The organism is Sphingomonas sp. NPDC079357, assembly GCF_044901155.1.
Taxonomy (GTDB): Bacteria; Pseudomonadota; Alphaproteobacteria; order Sphingomonadales; family Sphingomonadaceae; genus Sphingomonas.
The window spans coordinates 422,390-439,747 of sequence record NZ_JBJDOM010000002.1; the positions used below are offsets into that span (position 1 = coordinate 422,390).

The 17,358-nt window shown below is 67.6% G+C and carries 19 protein-coding genes; 13 read left to right on the forward strand and 6 right to left on the reverse strand.

Going from position 1 to position 17,358, the window contains the following annotated elements; translation table 11 throughout:
• Positions 1 to 61 precede the first annotated feature (61 nt).
• From ACI2JO_RS10935 to rplS, 5 genes are read left to right on the forward strand one after another with little or no spacing between them, the layout of a single operon-like run.
• Positions 62 to 349 (forward strand): AbrB/MazE/SpoVT family DNA-binding domain-containing protein, encoded by a 288-nt coding sequence (locus ACI2JO_RS10935; RefSeq protein ID WP_404720717.1) that lies wholly within the window; start codon positions 62 to 64, stop codon positions 347 to 349.
• 5 nt (positions 350 to 354) lie between these two features.
• Positions 355 to 723 (forward strand): type II toxin-antitoxin system VapC family toxin, encoded by a 369-nt coding sequence (locus ACI2JO_RS10940; protein WP_404720718.1) that lies wholly within the window; start codon positions 355 to 357, stop codon positions 721 to 723.
• Complete coding sequence (locus ACI2JO_RS10945; protein WP_404720719.1) at positions 720 to 1,046, forward strand: hypothetical protein; 327 nt, start codon at positions 720 to 722, stop codon at positions 1,044 to 1,046. Before ACI2JO_RS10940 ends, ACI2JO_RS10945 begins: the two co-directional genes overlap by 4 nt.
• On the forward strand, positions 1,043 to 1,777 hold the full coding sequence (gene trmD / locus ACI2JO_RS10950; protein WP_404720720.1) for a tRNA (guanosine(37)-N1)-methyltransferase TrmD: 735 nt from the start codon (positions 1,043 to 1,045) through the stop codon (positions 1,775 to 1,777). Before ACI2JO_RS10945 ends, trmD begins: the two co-directional genes overlap by 4 nt.
• The gene (rplS, locus tag ACI2JO_RS10955) at positions 1,774 to 2,157 is read left to right on the forward strand and encodes a 50S ribosomal protein L19 (protein WP_404720721.1); all 384 of its coding nucleotides are present in this window, start codon (positions 1,774 to 1,776) and stop codon (positions 2,155 to 2,157) included. The genes trmD and rplS overlap by 4 nt, the downstream gene beginning before the upstream one ends.
• A 109-nt stretch (positions 2,158 to 2,266) precedes the next feature.
• Here the strand turns inward: rplS and ACI2JO_RS10960 are convergent, their stop codons facing one another.
• The 4 genes from ACI2JO_RS10960 to ACI2JO_RS10975 form a co-directional block, all read right to left on the reverse strand.
• Positions 2,267 to 3,343: an NAD(P)/FAD-dependent oxidoreductase gene (locus tag ACI2JO_RS10960; RefSeq protein ID WP_404720722.1), complete on the reverse strand. Its 1,077-nt coding sequence runs from the start codon at positions 3,341 to 3,343 to the stop codon at positions 2,267 to 2,269.
• Positions 3,325 to 4,008 carry a methyltransferase domain-containing protein gene (locus ACI2JO_RS10965; protein WP_404720871.1) on the reverse strand — a complete coding sequence of 228 codons (684 nt, stop codon included), beginning with the start codon at positions 4,006 to 4,008 and terminating at the stop codon, positions 3,325 to 3,327. Before ACI2JO_RS10965 ends, ACI2JO_RS10960 begins: the two co-directional genes overlap by 19 nt.
• A complete protein-coding gene (locus ACI2JO_RS10970; RefSeq protein WP_404720723.1) occupies positions 4,008 to 5,063 on the reverse strand; it encodes a type III polyketide synthase in 1,056 nt (351 codons plus the stop codon). The genes ACI2JO_RS10965 and ACI2JO_RS10970 overlap by 1 nt, the downstream gene beginning before the upstream one ends.
• 67 nt (positions 5,064 to 5,130) lie before the next feature.
• On the reverse strand, positions 5,131 to 6,459 hold the full coding sequence (locus tag ACI2JO_RS10975; RefSeq protein ID WP_404720724.1) for a replication-associated recombination protein A: 1,329 nt from the start codon (positions 6,457 to 6,459) through the stop codon (positions 5,131 to 5,133).
• Positions 6,460 to 6,585: 126 nt separating this feature from the next.
• Here ACI2JO_RS10975 and ACI2JO_RS10980 point away from each other — a divergent pair, with 126 nt between their 5' ends.
• Together ACI2JO_RS10980 and ACI2JO_RS10985 are read left to right on the forward strand one after the other, a co-directional pair.
• Positions 6,586 to 7,209, forward strand: a complete 624-nt coding sequence (locus ACI2JO_RS10980) for a PadR family transcriptional regulator (protein WP_404720725.1) — start codon at positions 6,586 to 6,588, stop codon at positions 7,207 to 7,209.
• Positions 7,206 to 7,496, forward strand: a complete 291-nt coding sequence (locus tag ACI2JO_RS10985) for a DUF2218 domain-containing protein (protein WP_404720726.1) — start codon at positions 7,206 to 7,208, stop codon at positions 7,494 to 7,496. Before ACI2JO_RS10980 ends, ACI2JO_RS10985 begins: the two co-directional genes overlap by 4 nt.
• An 84-nt stretch (positions 7,497 to 7,580) precedes the next feature.
• Here the strand turns inward: ACI2JO_RS10985 and ACI2JO_RS10990 are convergent, their stop codons facing one another.
• Complete coding sequence (locus tag ACI2JO_RS10990; protein ID WP_404720727.1) at positions 7,581 to 8,732, reverse strand: glycosyltransferase family 4 protein; 1,152 nt, start codon at positions 8,730 to 8,732, stop codon at positions 7,581 to 7,583.
• 48 nt (positions 8,733 to 8,780) lie between these two features.
• On the reverse strand, positions 8,781 to 10,562 hold the full coding sequence (locus tag ACI2JO_RS10995; protein ID WP_404720728.1) for a cation:proton antiporter: 1,782 nt from the start codon (positions 10,560 to 10,562) through the stop codon (positions 8,781 to 8,783).
• 143 nt (positions 10,563 to 10,705) lie between these two features.
• On the opposite strand from ACI2JO_RS10995, the gene ACI2JO_RS11000 reads away from it, so the two are divergent.
• The 6 genes from ACI2JO_RS11000 to ACI2JO_RS11025 all read left to right on the forward strand — a co-directional run bounded on the left by ACI2JO_RS11000 (position 10,706) and on the right by ACI2JO_RS11025 (position 17,353).
• Positions 10,706 to 12,517 carry a DUF885 domain-containing protein gene (locus tag ACI2JO_RS11000; RefSeq protein ID WP_404720729.1) on the forward strand — a complete coding sequence of 604 codons (1,812 nt, stop codon included), beginning with the start codon at positions 10,706 to 10,708 and terminating at the stop codon, positions 12,515 to 12,517.
• Positions 12,518 to 12,644: 127 nt separating this feature from the next.
• A complete protein-coding gene (locus ACI2JO_RS11005; protein WP_404720730.1) occupies positions 12,645 to 13,655 on the forward strand; it encodes a zinc-binding alcohol dehydrogenase family protein in 1,011 nt (336 codons plus the stop codon).
• 45 nt (positions 13,656 to 13,700) lie between these two features.
• Entirely contained in the window at positions 13,701 to 15,005 is a 1,305-nt protein-coding gene (gene fucP, locus ACI2JO_RS11010) for an L-fucose:H+ symporter permease (RefSeq protein ID WP_404720731.1), read from the forward strand.
• A 5-nt stretch (positions 15,006 to 15,010) separates the two neighbouring features.
• Entirely contained in the window at positions 15,011 to 15,829 is an 819-nt protein-coding gene (locus tag ACI2JO_RS11015; RefSeq protein ID WP_404720732.1) for an IclR family transcriptional regulator, read from the forward strand.
• Between the two features lie 13 nt (positions 15,830 to 15,842).
• A complete protein-coding gene (locus ACI2JO_RS11020; RefSeq protein ID WP_404720733.1) occupies positions 15,843 to 16,700 on the forward strand; it encodes an amidohydrolase family protein in 858 nt (285 codons plus the stop codon).
• Positions 16,697 to 17,353 carry a DsbA family protein gene (locus ACI2JO_RS11025; protein WP_404720734.1) on the forward strand — a complete coding sequence of 219 codons (657 nt, stop codon included), beginning with the start codon at positions 16,697 to 16,699 and terminating at the stop codon, positions 17,351 to 17,353. The genes ACI2JO_RS11020 and ACI2JO_RS11025 overlap by 4 nt, the downstream gene beginning before the upstream one ends.
• Positions 17,354 to 17,358 lie beyond the last annotated feature (5 nt).

Here is a 17,358-nt window from a genome sequence, read left to right on the forward strand (position 1 = left end):
ACCCTCCATCTTGCACGCCCCGCGGCCCGTATATACACGCCGTACATACAGGAGGCTGGCGATGGGTAACGAATATCGCGCCAAGGTGTTCAAGTCCGGCAATTCTGTGGCGTTGCGGCTGCCGAAGGCGCTTGGCTTCGAGGCCGGGCAGGAGGTTCGGGTCCGCGAGGAGGCCGGCAAGTTCTCCTTCGAGGCGGTGAATGACGCCGGACGGATCGACCTCACCGGCTTGTGGGGCTCCTGCCCAGATTTGAAGCCGTTGACATCGGAGGAGCGTGAATTCGATCGTTCCCCGCGGATTTGGGATGATCCCGACTGGCCGGGCTGGGGTGAGGATCCGAGCGCGTGACGTTCATGCTCGACGCCAATATCGTCATTGCGCTTCTGGGTGGCGGCCCCGACGTTTTGCGCCAGCGGGTCGAAGCGTGTCGGCCGGGCGATATCGGGATCTCTTCGATTGCTTTTGCCGAGGTCGCGCTCGGTAGCTGGAACGGCAAGCGGCCGTCGCTCAGCGCGCTGGACCAACTGCCCAGGTTGTTCGAGATTTTGCCGTTCGACCTGCTCGCCGGCCGCATCTACGCGCGTCTGAAGTTCCGGCGGCGTAGCTTTGACATGTTGATCGCAGCCCATGCGCTGTCGCTTGATCTCACCCTCGTCACCAAAAACGAACGCGACTTCGCCGACATTCCCGATCTGAGGATCGAGAACTGGACGTTGCCATGATGACGGCGAGCGACCTGCTGTGGCTGGTCGGCGTGCCTGCGATGGCGGCGGCGGTGCTGGCTGGTGTGTTGCTGGTTCTTCGTGGTCGGGGCTGGTCGCGACGTCGGCTCATCCTGACCGCGTCCTTACCGCTGCCGTCGCTCGGCGCGTTGTTGTGTGTGGGGCTGTTTGTCCATGCGATGCTCGCGTCGCCGGAGCGGTGCGGCGTCGATGCGTGCGGGATGGCGATGGCGTTTGCGATGTTCGGGCTGGTCTATGCGGCCGGTGCGTTTCTTCTCGGTGCGGCGGCGGCCAGCATCGTCTATTCATTGGGACGTCAATGACCTTCCGCGCCACGATCCTGACGCTCTATCCCGAGATGTTTCCCGGCCCGCTCGGCACGTCGCTGGCCGGGCGGGCGCTGGCAGAGGGCAAATGGTCGCTCGACGCGGTCAATATCCGGGACTTCACCACCGATCGCCATCGCACCGTCGATGATACGCCGGCGGGGGGCGGGGCAGGGATGGTGCTACGTGCCGACATTCTCGCGCGCGCGGTCGATGCGCAGGCCGATGGGCGGCCATTGCTCGCGATGACGCCGCGGGGTGCGCCACTGCAACAAGCGCGGGTCCGTGCGCTGGCGGCGGGACCGGGTGCGGTGATCCTGTGCGGGCGGTTCGAGGGCTTCGACGAACGGCTGCTGGAGGCGCGCGGCGTCGAGCAGGTTTCGATCGGCGATTACATCCTGTCGGGGGGCGAGATGGCGACGCTGGTGCTGCTCGACGCTTGCGTTCGGCTGCTTCCCGGCGTAATGGGCGCGGCTTCCAGCGGAGTCGAGGAAAGCTTCGAAAGCGGCCTCCTTGAATATCCGCATTATACCCGACCTGTCGAATGGGAAGGGCGCACGATCCCCGAGGTGCTGCGGTCGGGGGATCATGCGAAGATCGCGGCTTGGCGGCAACGTCAGGCAGAGATCGACACACGGCTACGGCGGCCAGACCTTTGGGAGCGTCATGAGGGCGCTCGGGTCGGCTCGCCCTCTGGCGCGCGGCAACGGACTGAGGACGAACAATGAACCTGATCCAGACGCTCGAAGCCGAGCAGATCGCCAAGTTCAACGAAACCAAGAAGATCCCCGAATTCCGCCCCGGCGATACGCTGAAGGTCGGCGTGAAGGTGGTCGAGGGTGAGCGCACCCGCGTCCAGAATTACGAAGGCGTGTGCATCGCGCGCTCGAACAAGGGCATGGGCTCGTCGTTCACCGTCCGCAAGATGAGCTTCGGCGAGGGCGTTGAGCGCGTCTTCCCGCTGTACTCGCCGAACGTCGATTCGATCGAGGTGGTGCGCAAGGGCGCGGTGCGTCGCGCCAAGCTGTATTACCTGCGTGGCCGCACCGGCAAGTCGGCGCGTATCGCCGAGCGTCGCGACACGCGCACGGTTGCCGCGGCCGAGTAATCGGCGCGGCTCCGTCGGGGCTTTGCGAAGAGGCGTGGCGGGCGACCGCCGCGCCTCTTTTCGTTTCCGTCATGTGAGCGCAGCGAAGCAATGACGAAGTAGGCGAAGGCTAGGATTGACCGACCCGCGTCGCGGCGGCGACCGCGTCGATCAAGCCGAGGCGCGCCGCGATTGGCAAAAGCGCCGCGATCATCGGCGGGCGTTCCGCCATGGCCCGGATCGCGCTGGCGACCGCCACGGGGCGCACGGTCTGGCGAGCGAAGCGGGTTTGCCATGCCGACGACGGCTCGCCCGTCAGCCACGCCTTGGCCGCCGATACGCCGCTGGCCAGCGCGATGCCCATGCCTTCGCCCGCGAGCGACGGGATCACCGCCGCCTGATCGCCGAGCCGAAAGCAGCCATCGTTGCCTCCAATCGCCCGCCAGCCGTACGGCACGTTTGCGATCGCCTCCACCGGCGTCGCGTTACCTGCGAGCCGGTCGGCGAAGGCGGGAAGCTCCGACGCAAGCACGGAGAGCAGGGCGTCCGGACTGCCCGCCTCGGTCAGACGCGAGCGGCGGATCGCCAGGCAAACATTTGCGCTGCCGTCCTCTTGCAGCACCACGCCGGCATAGCCGCGGTCGAACAGGTGCAATTCGATCACATCTCCGACGCAGCGCGCGACGTCGGCACCGCGGCGGCGGGTGCGAAGGCCGATGGTTGGGTCGACGCCACGCGCGTCGGCCGGGCGCGCCGCACCACGCACGTCATGCTTACCGCTGGCGAGGAACAGTGCGCCACTCGCCAGCAGCGCGCCATCGCCAGTGCGGACCGCACCGTTCTCGATCGCACGCGCGACAACGCCCCGCTCCACCGCTGCCCCGCCGGACATCGCCCGGTCGAGCAACAGCGAGTCGAGCCGGGCGCGCGAGACGCCGATGGCAGGGGCGGGCAGCGCCGTCTCGACCACGCGGCCGCGCGCGAAGATGCGCACCCGCGTCACCCGCGAGTGGTTGAGTGTGTCGGCGTCGACACCGAGCCGCGCGAGCGTCTCCAGCGTCCGCCAGCTCAGGAAACCGCCGCACAGCGCGTCGCCGGTTTCGCGCGTCCGCTCGATCACCAGCGGCCGGGCACCGCCGCGCGCCAGCGTGATCGCCGCGGCGCTGCCGGCCGGCCCGCCGCCGAGGATCAGCGGCTGGCGACGCACAGCCGAAACGGGAATGTGCGGAAGACGCGCGCCTTACTGATCCCGGCCTCTGCGAGCAACGGCGGCCACTCGGCGGGGCGATAGCTCCGCGCGATCGAGAGCCGCCCGTCATGCCGCACGATCGGGTGCCAGCCAAACAGTCCAGCCAGCAGCGGCCAGCCATGATACGCGAAGCCGTGGCGGTGCAGATCGTTGACCAGCCAGCCGACCCGCGCTTCGCGGGCCATGAAGCGCAGGAATGCGGTCAGTTGCGCACGAGTCATGTGATGCGCAACGAGGCTGGAGATCACGAAGTCCCAGCCTTGACCTGCGAAATCGGCATAGTCGCCGGTTCGCCAGTCGATCGCGAGATCGGGCGGTGTATGCGCACGGGCGGCCGCTTCGCTGCGCGGGTTGAGGTCGACACCTACCAGATCGAAGGCGATGCCGCGCCGTGCCCCCCAATCCGCGATCCGCCGCAACATATCGCCGTCACCATAGCCGACATCGAGCAGGCGGTAGCGCTGGCCTTTCTTCGTGAGCCTCGCGAGAAACGCCAGTGTCGGGCGGGCGGCCATCGTTACGACATTGACCCGCGCAAGATCTGCGACAACCGCAGCGTAGATGTCCGGCGGCAGATCGTCGGCGTCCATCAACTCTTCGGCAGTGGCGCGCTGATCGAGCATCACGCCGCGCTCGCGAATGTCAGCCCCTCGGCGGCGAGGCCGGGGCCGAACGCGAGTGCGATGCCATGCTCGACCGGCGCGCCGCGCAGCACGCGCGCGAGCACGAACATCAGCGTCGCCGAGGACATGTTGCCGTTGGCCGCGAGCACCGCGCGTGAATCGTCGAGCGCGTCGGAGGGCAGCGCCAGCGCGTGCTCAACGGCGTCGAGGATCGAGCGACCGCCGGCGTGAACCGCCCAGCAGTCGACCGCGTGCCCACCGGTGAGCGTTGCGACCAGCGCCGGGTCGCTTAACGCATTGCCTATCCGTCCGGGCACTTTGCCCGACAGGTGCATCGCAAAGCCATGATCGGTGATGTCCCAGCGGATCATGTCGGCGGCATCGGGTACGGTGGCGCTGAACGGTTGGCCGATCGTCAGGCCTTGCGGTATCGCGGTGACCAGTGCCGCCGCGGCACCATCCCCGAATTGCAGCATGGCCAGTAGCGGCTCGATCGCGCGCTCGGCCTGAAGATGGAGCGTCGAAAGTTCGACGGTCACGACCAGCACGCGCGCCGTCGGCTCGGAGCGGACGATGTGGCGTGCGGTGCGCAAGGCGGCGATTGCCGCATAACAGCCCATGAAGCCGACCAGCGTGCGCTCGACGCTGCCGGCCAAGTCCAGCGCGCGGGCGATGACCTGATCGATGCCGGGCGCGACGAATCCGGTGCAACTCGCAACAACGAGGTGGGTGATATCGTCGAGCGCGACCTGCGCACCCAGATCGGCGATGGCTGCCAGCGCCAGCGCCGGTGCCGCCTGCGCGTACAGCGCCATTCGCGAACCGGTACCGGGATGCGGCTCGGCGGCGTAGAAGCCGGTCGCGCCGACCGGCGAGCCCTGTTCGGCCGGGAGCACCGACCAGCGATGCTTGATTCCCGCGCGCGCCGCCATCCGGGCGAACACGCGCGCCTCGCGCTCGGGCAAACGCTGCTCGGCCCAGTCGACGAAGGCGGCGTGGATGTCGTGGGTTGGGACGGCGGTGCCGACGGCGGCGATATGGGGCATGGCGCGCATTACCTGCGCCTAACGCATGTGAAGCAATTTGGGCCCGGCAATCTTGCCGCAACGGTCCGCAGCTCGTTCAATCGCCGCGCCGCTCGCGCGCTGTCGTCCAGAAGGCGAGCCGCTTGCGGATCTCGCGCTCGTAGCCGCGCTCGTTCGGCTCGTAGAACCGATGGTCGTCGCCGATCTCCGCCGGAAAGAAGTCCTGCGCCGCAAAGGCATCGGGGTAATCGTGATCGTAGCGATAGCCCTCATGGTAGCCGAGCTCCTTCATCAGCTTCGTCGGCGCGTTGAGGATATGTTTTGGCGGCGGCAACGAGCCGGTGTCGCGCGCCACGGCGCTCGCGCGGTCGAACGCGACATAGGAGGCGTTCGACTTCGGCGCCGTCGCGACGTAATTGATCGCCTGCGCCAGAAACAGGCGGCCCTCGGGCATCCCGACACGCTCGAACGCCTGCCAGGCAGTCATCACCTGCACCAGCGCCTGCGGGTCCGCCATCCCGACATCCTCGGACGCGGCGCAGCACAGGCGACGGAAGATCACGCCGGCATCCTCACCGCCGCGCACCATCCGCGCAGCCCAGTAAAGTGCGGCGTCGGCGTCACTACCGCGCAGGCTCTTGTGGAAGCAGCTGAGCAGGTTGAAATGCTCCTCCTGGCCGCGATCGTAGAGCGGGGCGCGCTTCTGGACGATCGCCGCCAGCGCGGCGGTTTCGATCGGCGTGTCGGCTCCGATCAGGAACAGCGTTTCGCACAGCCCGAGCAGATAGCGCGCGTCGCCATCGGCCATCGCGATCAGTGCGGTGCGCGCATCGGGGTCGAGCGGCAATGTCCGTCCCTGCTGCGTTTCGGCACGCGTGATAACGGTATCGAGGTCGGCGGCGGACAGCCGGTCGAGCGTGAAGACCTTGGCGCGCGACAACAGCGCGGCGACAAGGCTGAAGCTCGGGTTCTCGGTGGTCGCGCCGATCAGGACGATTGTCCCATCCTCGACCGCCGGCAGCAGCGCGTCCTGCACGGGCCGCGAGAAGCGGTGCAACTCGTCGATGAACAGCGCGGTAGGCTTTCCGGCCGCGCGCAGGTCTCGTGCCGTGGTGAGCGTGCGGCGCAGGTCGGCGATCCCGGTCGACACCGCGGAGAGCTGTACGAAGGCATAGCCCGCCTCGGCCGCGATCAGTCGCGCGATCGTCGTCTTGCCGACGCCTGGCGGCCCCCACAGCACGAACGACGACAATCGGCGCGAGCGGATCATCATCGCGAGCGGCGCCTCCGGGCCGAGCAGGTGGCGCTGGCCGATCACGTCTGCGAGCGCGCGCGGGCGTAACTGGTCTGCAAGCGGGGCGTGCGGATCGGAAGCAGCGGGGCTGGGAGGATCGACGGGATCGAACCCGGCAAACAGGTCGGCCATGCGAGCCATGTAAGGTGCGCGGCCGGCTGCGTCATGCCGGAAAGTTAAAATATATCTTGTACACTCTTGCTTGAACGCAATGAAGATATATCTTGCTGCATCATGATACAGGATGGAGTCGAACGGATGTTTGGTTTTTCGCAGGGTGGCCGTGGGCGCCATCATCATTTTGGACCGCGCGGCGGGGGCGGAGGCTTCGACGCGGAGCGGTTCTTCCACTGGATCGAGCGGCTAAACGACGGTGAGCACCGTCGCGGCGGGGGCGGCGGCGGCGGGCGCAGCAGGCGGATGTTTGACGGATCGGAGCTGCGGCTGGTGCTGCTCAAGCTGATCGCAGACACCCCGCGCCACGGCTATGAGCTCATCAAGGCGATCGAGACGCTGACCGGCGGCGCCTATGCGCCGAGCCCGGGGGTGGTCTACCCGACGTTGACCCTGCTCGACGAGATGGAACTGATCGCGGAGCAGGCCAGCGAGGGGTCACGCAAGCGCTTCGCCATCACCGACGCCGGGCGTGCACATCTCGACGAACAGGCCGAGACGGTTGCGACGCTGATGGCGCGGCTGGAGGCGCTGGCCGCACAGCGCGCCCAGGGCGAGGGCGAGGGCGCGCCGGTTCGACGCGCGATGCACAACCTTCGCCACGCGGTCATGGATCGCGTGAAGCGCGCCGACGCCTCGCCGGAACTGCTCCACGAGATCGCCGCGTTGATCGACGAAGCAGCGCAGAAGGTGGAGCGGCTCAAGTGACGGTGCGCGTGGCGCGCGTGCCGACGCATTCGGCGAGCCGCTATCTCCAGCAGCTTGCCAAGCACTGGAGCCACAAGATGGAGGTCAGCTTCTCCGAACAGGAGGCGACGATCGCCTTCCCGGACGGCGCGACGCTCGAACTGCGCGCGGACAGCGAGACGCTCGACGTGCGGCTGGTGGTGCCCGAGGACGGCGATGTGGCGCGGATGGAGGAGGTGGTGGCGAGCCACCTCAACCGTTTCGCCTTTCGCGAGGCGCCGCTGACCTTCGATTGGCGGGGGGTATGATGTGAGGCTCGCTTCCCGACCGCTGGTCCTGAGCTTGTCATGGGCGCGTGCGTCGACAGGCTCAGCAAGAACGGTCGGGAGAAATCACTTCCGTGTTAGCGCCAGCACTTCCTGATACGCCTGCAGCACCGCGGCGTTGGCGGTGTCCCAGCGGAAGTCCTGTGCGCGGCGATGTGCGGCTTCACCCATTTCCGCGCGCAGTGCCGGGTCCGAGATGAGCCGTGCGATCGCCGCGGCATAGCCGTCGAGATCCTCCGGCGGCACGAGGAAGCCGGTGCGCCCGTCCTGGAGCAGGTCGACCGCACCGGTGGCGCGCGCCGCCACCACGGGAACGCCGGCGGCCATCGCTTCCGACGTCACCTGTCCCCAAGTCTCTGTGACGCTGGGGTTGAACAGCAGGTCCATCGACGCAACCGCGCGGCCGAGATCGTCGCCGCTCTGGAAGCCAGCGAACGCCGCCTGTGGCACGCGTTGGGCGAACCAGTCGCGCGCCGGCCCCTTGCCGACCACCAGCACGCGATGGCGGACACCCAAGGCGTCGAGCCGCGCCAGCACGTTGGCGAACACGCCCAGCCCCTTCTCGAGCACCAGCCGACCGAGAAACCCGATCGTCACCTCATCGTCGCCGATCCCGAGTGAGCGCCGCCATGCGAGGCTGCGTGCCGCAGGATGGAAGCGCCGGTGATTGACGCCGCGTCCCCACAGCGAGATCGGTGTCGTCACCCCGAAGTCGCGGATCACTTCCGCCATCGACGGTGTCGGCACCAGCACGCGATCGGCGCGATTGTAGAAGCGGCGCAGGATCGCGACGATCACCGGCTGCACCAGCGACAGGCCGTAATATTGAAAGTAGGTCTCGAAGCGGGTGTGGACGGTCGCGACCACCGGCACGCCGCGCCGCCGCGCCCAAGTGACGGCGGCGTGGCCGAGGAACTCGGGTGCGGACACGTGTACCAAATGCGGGTCGAACGCCTCCAGATCGCGGCGCGGCTGCGCCGGAAGCCCGCGGCCAAGCTTATACTCGCCGCGCCCGCCCGGCATCGGGATCGCGGGCACGTCGACCACGGTGCCGCGCGCCTCGAACGCCGGGGTCGGAGTGGTCGGCGAATAGACGCGCACCTGCACGCCCTGATCGAGAAGGTAGCCGACCAGCAGATTCTGCGCCTGGTTCGCACCGTCGCGAACATAGTTGTAATTGCCGCTGAAGAAGGCGACGCGCAGGTCGGACGGGTTCATACTCCGCCCGCTAGCCGCGATGTGCGGCAAAATCGCGACCGTGCGGGCTCAAGCGGGGCGGATTTCATCGCTGCGCCGGATGCGCCGAATGCGCGGCTGTCGCTCCAGCTTCGCGGTGCGGCGGATCGTCTCGCGCAATTCCTCGCGCTTGTCGTGGATCGAGGCGATAACTGGCCCCATCGCCACGCCGAGATCGACCAACACTGCCTCGGACAATTGAAGCGAGCTTTCGAGCGTCTCGGGGACCGCGTCGGTCACCCCGGCCTTGTAGAGTTCGGCGGCATGCGCCGTGTCGCGCGCGCGCGCGATGATCGGCAGATCGGGAAAGGTGGCCCGCAGCCTTTTGGTCAGCCGCACCGTCAGCACCGGATCGTCCATGGTCAGGATCAGCGCGCGCGCATTGCCGAGATCGAGCCGGTCTAGCAATTCCGCCCGTGCGACATCGCCGAAGATGATCGGATATCCACCCGCACGCGCCTGCGTCACTGCGTCGATGTCCGCCTCGACCGCGACATAGCGCTGGTCGTGGCGCGCCAGCATGTCGGCCACCATCCGTCCGACACGGCCGAAGCCGAAGACCACCGCCCGAGTCCCGTCGATCTGGTCGAGCGTGTCGGGCCGCGCGCCATCGCGCTTCTCGATGCGCCGCGCGATCACGCGGCCGAGCAGCGCGAGCAATGGGGTGATCGTTAGCCCGATCGCCGTGACGGTCTGCCAGAAGCTGGCGGTGGCGGCGGTGATGAGCTGCGCCTGTGCAGCGGTAGCGAGCACGATCAGCGTCGTCTCCGACGGGCTGCCCATCAGCATGCCCGTCTCGGCGGCGATGCCCGGCCGCGCGTTGGCAACGCGCAGCAGCAGATAGGTGACCACCGCCTTGACCGCAACGACGCCGAGCACCGCCGCTAGCAACGGCATCCAGTTGCGCGCGATCGCGCCAAGGTCGAGGCTCATGCCCACCGTGATGAGGAACACGCCGAGCGCAAGACCCTTGAACGGCGCGGTCATTACCTCAACCTCGGTGTGGTATTCGGTCTCGGCGATCAGCAGCCCGGCGAGCAGCGCGCCGACGATCGGCGACAGACCCGCGGCGGTGGTCGCGACGCTGGCGACGATCACGACCAGCAGCGAGGCGGCGAGAAACAGTTCGGGGCTCTTGGTGCGCGCCGCCTGCGCGAAGAGGCGGGGCAGCACCAGCCGCCCGCCGAGATACATCGCCACCACGGTCAACCCGCCACGCAGCGCGACCCCGGCAATCCCGACCCAGCCTTCGTCGCTGGCAGTCGGCGCCATCGCGCCCAGTGCGAAGATGATCGGGACGAGCGCGAGGTCTTGAAACAGCAGGATCGCGAAAGCGCCGCGCCCGACCGGGCTGGTGGTGCCGACCAGCGGCAGCACTAGCGCCGTCGATGACAGGGCGAGCGCGAGGCCGAGCCCCGCCGATCCGCCCCAGCTTTGCCCCAGCAGATGCAGCGCCACCCCGACCAGCACCGCGCAGCCCACCAATGCCGCCGGCCCGGTGCCAAACACCAGTTGCCGCATCGCCCATAATCGCCGGAACGACAGTTCCAGCCCGATCGAGAACAGCAGCAGCACGATCCCGAACTCGGCGAACGGCTCGATCGATTCCGGATCGGAGATCGTGAAATAATAAAGCCACGGCGCACGCGGTACCAGCGCGCCGAGCCCCGCAGGGCCGACCAGCGCACCGACGAGAATGAAGCCGATCACCGGGCTGATCCGGAATCGGGCAAACGCCGGAATCACCAGACCGGCGGCGCCGAGCACCACCAATGCGTCCGAGAAACCTTCGTTATGCAGTCCGATCGCCATAATCGCGACTGTACGCAGGCGCGTGCTGCTTTGTCGCCCTTCGTGACCCGAAAAATGCGGATTGCCACTCAAGTGACTGCCCCCGCTCGACAAAGCCGGGTGCAAACGTCAGTCTGGCTGTCATAACCAGATCGGGAGTTCGCATGCGTCGTCGCCAGTTCCTCGCCTCCGCCAGCGCCACCGCTGCGCTCGCCGCCCTGCCGCGCGCGGCTGCCGCCGCCGCGAAGACCGGCGCGCGCGATGCCGATCTGCGTGCGCTGCTCGACCGCTTTTTCTATGCGCGGCTCGATGAGAGCCCGGAGCAGGCGACCTCGCTGGGGCTAGACACGGGTGCACGCGCACCGCTCAAGTCGCGGCTGTCGGACGCGAGCCGCGCCGGGGAGTTGCGCGACTTCGCCCGTGCGCGCGCCGAACGCGCGGCGCTCAGGGCGATTCCGCGCGACGCACTCGGCGATGCGGCGCGGCTTGATTATGACATCGTCGCCTACAGCCTCGACCGAATGCTGGCGGGCGAGCGGTATGACTATGGTGCGAGCGCAGGCCGATATGCGCCCTATGTACTGACACAATTGACCGGCGCGTATCGCGACGTGCCCGACTTCCTCGCCAATCAGCATCGCGTGCGGGACGCCGCCGACGCCGATGCCTATGTCGCGCGCGTCGCCGCTTGGGGTCCGGTGATCGACGCCGAGACCGAGCGCCAGCGGGGGGACGCGGGCAAGGGGGTGTTCGCGCCCGACTACATTCTCGACACGACGCTCAAGCAACTCGCGGCGGTGCGCGACAAGGCCGCCGATGCGACCGGGCCCGCGACCGACATCGCGGCCAAGCTGAAGGCCGCGAACCTGCCCGCCGATCGCGCCGCGGCGGTGACGAAGCTGATGACCGAGCGCGTCTTCCCCGCGCTCGACCGTCAGCGCGCGCTGGTCACTGAATTGCGCGGGCGCGCGGTGCATGACGCCGGCGTCTGGCGGCTTCCCGATGGCCAGGCCTATTACGCCGCGGCGGCGAGCGCGGCGACCACCACCGACATGACCGGCGACGAGATCCACCGGCTGGGGCTGGCGCAGGTCGCGGAGATCGGCGCGCGCATCGACGGCATCCTGCGCAAGCAGGGCATGGCGCAGGGCACGGTCGGCGAGCGGCTAGTCGCGCTCAACAAGGGCCCGGATCAGCTGTATCCCAACACCGACCCGGGCCGCGAGGCGCTGCTCGAGCAGCTCCGCGCGCAGGTCGCGGCGATGACGAAGCGGCTGCCCGAGCAATTCGCGATCCTGCCGCGCGCGCCGGTCGAGGTGCGGCGCGTCCCCGAGGCGATCCAGGCGGGCGCGCCGGGCGGCTATTATCAGTCGGCGTCGCTCGACGGGTCGCGGCCGGCGATCTACTTCATTAACCTGCGGGATACGTTCGACCGTCCCAAATTCGGGCTGGCTACACTCAGCTATCACGAGGGGGTGCCGGGGCATCATCTGCAGGTGATGTCGGCGCTGGAAAGCCAGGACATTCCGCTGATCCGGCGACGCGGCTTCTACTCGGGCTATTCGGAGGGCTGGGCGCTCTATTCGGAGCAGCTCGCCGACGAGATGGGGATGTATGACGGCGATCCGCTCGGGCAGGTCGGCTATCTGCAATCCCTGCTGTTCCGCGCGACGCGGCTGGTCGTCGACTCCGGCATGCACGCGAAGCGCTGGAGCCGTGAGAAAGCAACCGATTACCTGATCGCCACGACCGGGATCGCGCGCGGACGCAGCCAGGGCGAGATCGACCGTTACACCGTCTGGCCGGGGCAGGCGTGCAGCTACAAGATCGGTCACACCGTCTGGACGCGGCTGCGCGACGAGGCGAAGCGCGAGGCGGGAAGCAAGTGGGATCCAAAGGAATTCCACCGCGTGCTGACGCTGGGTGCAATGCCGCTGACCGTGCTGGAGCAGGTGGTTCGCGAGCGGATGGCATAGTGCACAGCATCAGTCGACTGCGTCACGCGGCGCCCACGTATGAGACCGGCTGCCTCGCGATCTTCCTGTTGCCTGTCTGTGAACAAGGTCTCATATATGAAAGTGACTGAGGTAGAGGACGTTAGCCATGCGCGCGATTGTGTGCCGCGAGCCATTTGCGCTCGAACGCGTCGAGCGCGATCCGCCGCTCGCGGCACCGGGTGCGGTACTGATACGGATGCGGCGCGTCGGACTGTGCGGCACCGACTATCATATCTTCGCGGGCAATCAGCCCTTCCTCTCCTATCCGCGCGTGATGGGGCACGAACTGGCCGGTGAAATTGTAGCGGTGCCGGACGGCTCGCTGTTGCACTTCGGACAGCGGGTGACGATCAACCCGTACCTCGCGTGCGGAGTCTGCGTGGCCTGTCGCAAGGGCAAGCCCAATTGCTGCGCGCGAATTGCAGTGCTCGGCGTCCACACCGATGGGGGGATGCAGGACGTCATCGCGGTGCCCGAGCGCGCGGTGATACCGGCCGATGACCTTACGCTCGAACAGGCGGCGATGGTCGAATTTCTCGCGATCGGCGCTCATGCGGTGGCGCGCGCGAAGCTCTCTCCCGGCGACCGCATACTGGTCGCCGGAGCAGGGCCGATCGGAATTGCGGTTTCGCTGTTCGCGCGATTGGATGGCGCGAGGGTGACGATCATCGACACGCGTGCCGCGCGGCTCGACCATGCACGCGACCGGCTGGGGTTCCCCGACGTTTTGATGGTCGATGATGATATTCGCGACGGACTGGCGGCACGCACCGACGGCGACTTCTTCGACTGTGTGTTCGACGCCACCGGCAACATCCATGCAATGCGTGCCGGGCTCGATTATGTCGCTCACGGTGGAAGTTACGTGCTCGTCAGCGTCGTACCCGATGACCTGGTCTTCGCCGATCCCGAGTTTCACCGGCGCGAGACGACGCTGATCGCCAGCCGTAATGCGCTGTCGAGCGACTTCGCGCGCGTGCTCGCCGCAATCCGTAGCGGCGTCATTCCGACCGACGCACTCCATACCCACAGCGTCGACGCCGACGATCTCCCCGCGCGGATGCCGCAGTTGATCGCCGCGGCGGACCATGTTCTGAAGGCGATCGTGACATTCTGACAAGCGGGCGCGACGACCCGACCCAGCGGCAAGAGGATGACGATAATGGCGTGGCACGGCTCCCCTCCGCTGGAGGATCATCCCCGCGCGGACCGAATGCACGAGCCGGGCGGCGCGCGGCGCTGGGTGCCGGCGCTCGTCATCACTACCTCGCTGTTCTTCCTGTGGGGGATGGCGAACAACCTCAACGACATCCTGATCGCGCAGTTCAAGAAGGCATTCACGCTCTCGGATTTCGGCACCAGCTTCGTGCAGCAGGTATTCTACCTCGGATATTTCGTTTTCGCGATCCCGGCGTCGATCGTGCTGCGGCGTTTCGGGTACAAAACGGCGATCATTACCGGCCTGCTGCTCTATGGTCTGGGCGCGCTGCTGTTCTATCCGGCGGCGGCAGTCAGTGCCTATCAACTCTTCCTGTTTGCCCTGTTCGTAATCGCCGCCGGGCTGGCGTTCCTCGAAACCTCCGCCAATCCGCTGATGACCGAGCTCGGCGATCCCGCGACCGCGACGCGACGGCTCAACTGGGCGCAGGCCGCCAATCCGTTCGGCGCGATCACCGGCATCCTGATCGGACGCAACTTCATCCTCTCGGGGATCGAGCATGACGAGGCGACGCTCGCCGGCATGAACGCCGCCGCGCGCGCGGCCTTTTACCGCAACGAGGTGCAGGCGGTCGCGACTCCGTATCTGGCGATCGCCGCCATCGTGCTGCTGTTCGCCGGTGCCGCCGCGCTCACGGCCTTCCCCCGCAACACGGCGGCGCGCGACGTACCTGAGGAGGCACGGACGCAGCGTTTTGCCGACCTGTTGCGGCACCCGCGGCTGATCGGTGCGGTGATCGCGCAATTCTTCTACGTCGGCGCGCAGGTCGGGCTTTGGAGCTACACGATCCGCTATGCGCAGGGCGCGCTCGGCTGGAACGAGCGGCAGGGGGCGGACATGCTGTTCGTCTCGCTGTTGCTTTTCGCAAGCGGTCGGTTCGTCGGCACGACCCTGATGACATGGATCGCGCCATCGCGCTTGCTCGCGATCTTCGCGCTGGTCTCGGCCGGGCTGGCGGGGGTCGCGGCGCTGGTCGGGGGACCGATCGGGCTCTACGCGCTGGTGGCCACCAGCTTCTTCATGTCGATCCAGTTCCCCACGATCTTCGCGCTCGGCGTTGAGACGCTCGGTCCGCTGCGCCGGCTCGGTTCGTCGCTCATCATCATGGCGATCATCGGCGGCGCGGTGCTGACCGGGGTGATCGGCTTCGTCTCGGATCAGGCCGGGATCGCAGCGGCCATGCTGGTGCCGGCGGCGTGTTTCCTGGTGGTGCTGACCTACGCCGTCCGCGCGCGCACGCAAGCCTGACGCCGATGACCCGCGCGCGCGTGCAGGCCGATGCGGACGGTGCGGCCAAGCCAAAGCAGACCACCTATGCCGCGCCTGCGCTGGAAAAAGCGTTCGAGATCCTCGATCTCCTCTCTGCATATCCGCAGGGGGCGCTGGTCACCGACATGGCGTCGGCGCTCGGCCGTTCGGTTGGCGAGTTGTTCAGGATCGTCGTCGTCATGGAACAGATCGGTTATCTGCACCGCTCACCGGTCAACGATCGCTATACGGTGTCGTACAAGATCCTCGACCTCGCCTATCGTGCGACGCCCGCGCAGAATCTGACGCGTGCGGCGACTCCTGAGATGCAGCAACTCGCCGTCGAGACCGAGCAATCCTGCCATTTCGTCGTGCCCAACGGCGCCTGTGGCCTGGTGATCGCGCGCGAGGAAAACCCGGGAATGCGGGGCTTTTCGCTGCGGCTCGGCGCGGCGATCGACATGATCCGCAGCTGTTCGGGGCAGGTGCTGCTCGCATTCTCCTCGCCGCAGCGCGTCAAGCGGATCGTTGCGCTGGCCGCCGAGGCGCAGGCGCAGCCCGTCGACATGGACTGGCTGGAGGACCGGCTGAAAATTGTGCGAAGACAGGGCTTTGACCTGCGACAGAGCCCCGTGACGCAGGGGGTGACGGACGTCAGTTATCCGGTATTCGCGTTCAGTGGCGAGATCGTGGGGGCGCTGACCGTGCCCTATCTCGAGATGATTGACGGATCGCAACGGGTGAAGCTGGATGCTGTCGCGGGGCTGCTGCAGGCGGCGGCGGCGCGCATCTCGCTGACTTTGGGGCATCATCCGGCGGACTGACGAGGACGATAACATGACCCGAACGCCGCGCATCGACGCGCATCACCACCTGTGGCGCTACGATCCGGCGACGTTCGGCTGGATCGATCCCGACAGCGCGATCGCGCGCGATTATGACACCGATGCGCTCGCCGGTGCGCTGGCGACGCGCAAAATAGCAGGTGCAATCGCGGTACAGGCGCGGCAGGTGTCAGGCGAAACGCGGATGCTGCTCGATGCGGCGACACATTGTACAGCGATTTGCGGGGTGGTCGGCTGGATCGACCTGCGCGCCGGCGACGTCGCCGAGAGAATGGCGGTCGAGGCCACGCCGTTGCTGGTCGGCTACCGCCACGTCGTGCAGGACGAGCCCGACGCCGATTTCCTGCTTGGCGACGCGTTCGTCCGTGGAGTGCGCGCGCTGGCCAAGCAGGGGTTGAGCTACGACCTGCTCGTCGACCATCGGCAACTCGCGACGGTGCCGGCGTTCCTCGACCGGGTCGGGGAAGGGCGCTTCGTGCTCGACCATGCCGCCAAGCCAGCGATCGCGGGCGGGGGATGGCAGCCGTGGGCGGAGCGGCTGAAAGCTGCTGCCGCCTGTGAGGGGCTGATGTGCAAGGTGTCGGGTCTGGTCACGGAGGCGGATCATGCGCACTGGACCGCGGACGATCTCGACCGCTATCTCGATCATGTCTTCGCGTTGTTCGGACCGGAGCGGCTGATGTGGGGATCGGACTGGCCGGTCTGCCTGCTCGCGGCCGACTATGGCGCGGTGCATGACGTGATCGCCGCCTATGTCGCGCGGCACTGTCCTGCGGCGGCCGACGGTATCTTCGGCGGGCATGCGCGCGCCTTCTACAAGCTGGCGACGGAGGCGGCAGCATCGCCGTGACCGATCCTGCCCGGCGTCTGGGCCGTCGCGCGCTGTTGACGCTCGGCATGGCGGGCGGCGCGGGATGGGCGCTGGGTCGCGTGCTCTCCCGAAGCGCGCCGGTCGGGCGCGACGTGCAGGCCTCAGGGGCAGTGGCGGCGATCCTCGACGATCCGGAAGCCCCCGCGATCGGCCGGGCGGATGCATCGCTGCGGCTGGCAGTGTTCAGCGATTATCGCTGCCCGGCCTGCCGCCACGGTTTTCCGGCATTGACCGAGGCGGTCGCAAAAGACGGCGACGTGCGCCTGCTGTACAAGGACTGGCCGATCTTCGGCGACGCCTCGGTACAGGCGGCGCGCGTCGCGCTCGCCAGCGCCACGCAGGGCATCTATCCCAAGGTGCACCGTCGGCTGATGACCACCCCCGGCGCACTCGACACCGCACAGTTGCGCGCCGCCGTCGAAGCGTCCGGTGGCGATTGGCCACGCCTTCTGGCAGACCTGACGACGGAGGGCGAACGCATCGACGGGCAGCTTCGTCGGCACGCGGCGGAAGCGGCCTCCATCGCGCTGCCGGGAACGCCGGGCTACCTCGCGGGATCGCTGCTCGCGGTCGGCGTGATCGATGCTGCTGCGTTCGCGCGCTTGTTCGCCGCGGCGCGAAGCGCCGCCTGAGCGAT